The sequence below is a fragment of the Glutamicibacter sp. AGC84 genome, assembly GCF_053543575.1.
On sequence record NZ_JBLVOC010000027.1, the window covers coordinates 498919 to 503454 of the forward strand.

Below are 4536 nucleotides of genomic sequence, written 5' to 3' on the forward strand. Positions count from 1 at the left end.
CGGTGGCCGAACAGCTTCAATTGGTATTTCGCCAGTTGTATCTCACCGCGCTAGTGCTTGGCCGATTTCCGACGACCCCGTGCAACAAAGACTGCACCGACCAAGGCCAGCAATAGCCCCGCCCCGGCAGCCGCAGCACCGTCAAAACCGGTGTTTGCCAGAGCCGGTGCAGCGGCGTCGGCCCCCTTCTTGGACTCTTCCTTCTTGTCCGAAGATGCTGGTTTTACGTGGCCTGCAGGCTCGATGACATCATTGGCCGAGGGAGAATCGCTTTGGGACGGAACCACTTCTTCTTCAGTTACGGTTCCGTCAGAACCGTTGTCCTCGGGAGCTGCCTCGATGCCGAAGTACAGCTCAAGGTAGTACGCTCGCAGTTCGGGATCATGGGCAAATACTTCTTCGAGGAACGCCCGGAATTCAGTGGCGTCGTCATCGCTTTCGATGCTTTCGGCGATGAATGGCAGCATCAGGTCAAGCAGTTCGAGGCCTTGGTCGGTGCTGAAGTAAGCTTCCCACTGCGCTTCATCCCAGTCGAAGCTTTCCTCGGGAAGAAGGTCGGTAATGGACTCCCAGAAAGCCAGCTCTTCGTCGGAAAGCCCGAATTCTTCGTCCCAGATGTCATCTTCAGCAAACAATTCATCAAGAAGCCGGTTCATCTCCTGCCCGGCTTCAGTTTGTTCGAATGCTTCCCATTGAGCTTCGTCTCAATCCTCGCTACCCTCAGGCATCAGCGCATCGATTTGGGCCCAGCGAGGGTCTTCGTCCTGGTCTGCAACGCCCGTTGATGGTTCGGTGTCCTTGGCCGACTCACTAACTTCAGTAGTGAGCTCAGATGCTGCGTCAGGTTCTACCGAAGTAGCTGATTCCGTCACCGTGGGCTCTGATTCTTCGTCCATATCGGAATCAGCAGTTGGAGCAGCCGAGGACTCGGTTGCCGGGTCGATGGCAGGTTCCGACGTTTCTGCCTCAATGGACTCTTCGGCATCGAGCATCGTCTCTGGCTCAGCTGGAAGGATGCTTTCCTCAGATTCAACGACGTCCGCTATAGGAGACTGAGAGGCTACTGGCGCCGCCTGCGCGTTCGCTGACGTTGACGATTCCGCTGGTGTTGAGATGACCTCATCCGAAATCACTTCTGCATTTGCTGCCCGTCCGCTAAGCACCAATCCTGTGATCAGTGCCGTCGACATTGCCACCGCACTTAATTTAGTTTTCAATTATCCTGCTTCAAAGAGTGTGAATCGGCACAAGAACCTCACAACGGAATAAATTAGCAATTATTTCTAAAGCCGTTCTTTCCCGTGTCGATGAATTGAAGATTAAGCTATATCTAGTCCATTGCCCGAAGATTCACAAAGAAATCTTTTCATATAAAATTCATTGCTTGCCAAACTAGTCAGACTAGGAATATTGGAGATTACTCTCGCCTCCTTCTACTGCCTAAGGCCCCACTAGCAAGGTCTCGATCACAGACTAAAACTCTGCTGGAATCAGAACATCAATAGAATCCTTTTCACGGTGGAAGATCGACTTGGCTCGCAGTTCCGAGCCTGTAATCCTGAACGACATTTCAACCTGCCATTGGTCGTGATAAGAACTGATTGCTAAGAGCCCATTATCGCTTTGGAAGCTGGACGGTGCAGCCTTGGTCGAGAGCAAGCAAAAAGCCATGCGCGCAGTAATGCCGGATCAGACCCGCTAGCACTTCGACACTACCCTCATCGGGCCTTATACGCACGCCTATAACGGTCGTTTATGGAACACTCATCCGCCGGACTGCCCGAAGATCTTCGACAGTTGAAAACTCAACAGATTTTCAAGGTCATTTCGTCGCAAAAGTCAGTTTCATAATCTATGTTCCTATAAACTGCTGACCGCACGAGTATTGATGCATTGGGGGCTAATGAACAACGCCTGGCATACCCAAACATAGTCACCTATGACCCGCGTGACCGCGCGCAGTTTCGATGCACTGGTAGATTCGGTGACTTGTTTATGGGTTCCATAAACTTGAGATCGAATTTCGAAACGCAACACATCTAAGCCGCATGGAAAAATTTGAGAAGGTGCGAGCATTCAAATCAATGGGTGACGGCGTACCAAAGAACAGCAATTCCAACCACGAGAAAGCCTCCATAGAAGGGAAAGATTGACCAGGAGAACCAAACTCTAGGCTCGAAGAAAAACCAACCCCGGAAGGCTGTCCACAGCTTCCGCCAAAAACTTAATTCTTCGTCGGGCTTTTCGTTCAGGCCTGGATCGCCATCTGCGTCTGGAACCCTTCGATCAATATCATGGGGGTCAAGAGATAGCTCGGGAACTGACCTTCCGGCGACGACGGCGTTGTAAAGCTGTCTATACGCCCGTTCTTGTCGGAGGTAACTCGCGTCCATATAGCCAAAGAGCAGTATGGCGGCGATGCCCAACAGCGCGACAGTTCCCGACCGCTGGGTTAGCGCATACCCGAATGTCGCAACAGCCACAGGCAAGAGCCAACTCTTTGACTGCGTCGAAGAATGGGCCATTCGAACCACAATGCTTTGAATATAGTCGAGGTGCTTTAGCTTCGCAGTTTCACTCGTCGCCCCACTCTCCGAATGGTCTTGCTTCTTCATAGGCGAAGTCCTCGGCACGCATCACGGAGCACATCCCAAGTCTCATCCTTCGCGTATTCAGAGTAGTTAGTCTCGGGTGGCCAGATGCGTCCGATGGCGTCGTTCGTCCACCTAGGGACAAGGTGCACATGAACGTGATGCACGCTCTGGGTGGCAACCTCGCCGTTCGACTGAATTACGTTGAGTCCCTCGGCTCCAATGGTCTTCACAATCACCCGCGACATGCGTGAGATGAGCAGACCGATGTGCTCCGCATCCTCATCATGCAGCTCCCAAATAACAGGAACATGAGTACGCGGAACGATTAAGGTGTGCCCCAGTACGGCCGGTTCCGTGGGAAAAAAGGCTACTACCTGATCGTCCCGATACACCTCGCGCACTTCGGGATCATCCCGCTGCACAATGGCGCAAAATGGGCAACTGGGATCAGCGATCACAGCCGCGCCTTACCCTGCGTTGCCCATGTCTGCAGGTTATCTTTCAGGTAGTTGTAGGTGGCCTTGGAATCAATCTTCCCCGACCAGTCAGTCTGTGTCGGATCAAAGATCTTCACACCGGAAACGCCCGAAACCTTGTCAAAGGGATTCTCCCCCGATGAATCGACACTCCCCATTGACGACAGGCCATGGATACGAATACCGAGAAGCGGCTTCTTGTCATCCCAGGCCTTCTGGATCTCATACTGAACCCATTCGCGAGAGGCCGTTTCTTTACCGATAAGAACGATGACGGCTGACTTCCACTTCATCTTCTCGTCTATCCACTCTTTGATCGCTTTCTCGCCACCGCTTTTCACCTTCTCCCATTCTTGATGATTGAGGATGGGCTGCCCCTCAAGTGATCCAATGTTCTCAATGAGTTGCACGCGGTGAACATCTCGGTCGTAGTGGAACGAGTAAAAAACGGCCATGACTGTCTCCTTTGACATCATTGGGAGCACACACTCCCAATATCGAGCATATCTGAGCTCCAACGCTCTTCGCTATGAACATACCTGTGAGCCACAACGATAAGTGGCCTGTTTTTCACAGTGCTTAGTGGCGGTGTTTTCTGGCCTTGGCTGTTGCATCTTCGGGCCGATGGATCAAGCACCCACATTGACTGCTGTCGCTCGGTGCGCGGCGTCTGATTAGTGAACAGGGGTGCTGATCGCTACGGCCCGCTTGCCGGCAGGGAGTGATTCTTCGGCGGTTGCGGAACCGCCGCACTGCCGAAGTTCGCGCAGTGGTCCTGCCGGACTCCATGGGTGGTCTCGGCGAGAGCTATCGCTGGATGGCTGGGGCTAGGCCAGGGAGAGGAAGAGTTTTTCCATGTCAGCACGGTCGGCTGTGGGGTCCTCGCTTTTCAGGCACTGCTCGAGCCCGGTGGCGATAATGGAGAACCCGGCACGGTCTATGGCCTTGGAGGCGGCGGAAAGCTGGGTGACCACCGCGCGGCAGTCGCCGCCTTCCTCCAGCATGCGGATCACGGCGTTAAGCTGGCCCTGGGCGCGCTTGAGCCTGTTGATGGCCGGTTTCATGGTGTCCGCTTCAAGTTCCATGGTGGGTCCCTTCAAGGTGTTGATTTCTTCAATGGTATACCCCCGGGGGTTCCCTTAGCGTATCAATGGCAGTGATTCTCGATACCCCCTTGGGTATATGCCATACTCGAATACAGAGGGGGCGGCCAAGCCTCCATCAACAACCCCAGACGCAAGGAGTCACCATATGTGCCGTGCGACCAAATGCCGTAAGTGCCAGAAAACCACCTGGGCCGGATGTGGCCAGCATGTCAAGCAGGTCATGGCCCACGTGCCGCGGAGCGAGCGCTGCTCCTGCGATCCAAATGCCCCGAAGGAGTCCGGCAAGAAAGGCGGCTTCTTCGCGCGCCTCTTGGGCCGCTAGGCCCAGCCTCGCATGCGCCTGCGGCGATCGGCACCATT

6 protein-coding genes are annotated in these 4536 nt (G+C 54.1%); all 6 read right to left on the minus strand.

Annotated features, from left to right (window positions below; translation table 11 throughout):
- Nucleotides 1-50: 50 nt before the first annotated feature.
- Nucleotides 51-656 (minus strand): LPXTG cell wall anchor domain-containing protein, encoded by a 606-nt coding sequence (locus tag ACNPN0_RS18710; protein ID WP_441722708.1) that lies wholly within the window; start codon nucleotides 654-656, stop codon nucleotides 51-53.
- A 48-nt stretch (nucleotides 657-704) separates the two neighbouring features.
- Nucleotides 705-992 carry a hypothetical protein gene (locus ACNPN0_RS18715; RefSeq protein WP_448938968.1) on the minus strand — a complete coding sequence of 96 codons (288 nt, stop codon included), beginning with the start codon at nucleotides 990-992 and terminating at the stop codon, nucleotides 705-707.
- Between the two features lie 1089 nt (nucleotides 993-2081).
- Nucleotides 2082-2615 (minus strand): hypothetical protein, encoded by a 534-nt coding sequence (locus ACNPN0_RS18720; RefSeq protein ID WP_448937537.1) that lies wholly within the window; start codon nucleotides 2613-2615, stop codon nucleotides 2082-2084.
- Nucleotides 2612-3052, minus strand: a complete 441-nt coding sequence (locus ACNPN0_RS18725) for an HIT family protein (RefSeq protein ID WP_448937536.1) — start codon at nucleotides 3050-3052, stop codon at nucleotides 2612-2614. The genes ACNPN0_RS18720 and ACNPN0_RS18725 overlap by 4 nt, the downstream gene beginning before the upstream one ends.
- Nucleotides 3049-3525, minus strand: coding sequence for a TIR domain-containing protein (locus ACNPN0_RS18730; RefSeq protein WP_448937535.1), 477 nt, complete (start codon nucleotides 3523-3525; stop codon nucleotides 3049-3051). Before ACNPN0_RS18730 ends, ACNPN0_RS18725 begins: the two co-directional genes overlap by 4 nt.
- A gap of 372 nt (nucleotides 3526-3897) precedes the next feature.
- Entirely contained in the window at nucleotides 3898-4155 is a 258-nt protein-coding gene (locus ACNPN0_RS18735; protein ID WP_022876876.1) for a metal-sensitive transcriptional regulator, read from the minus strand.
- Nucleotides 4156-4536: the final 381 nt, after the last annotated feature.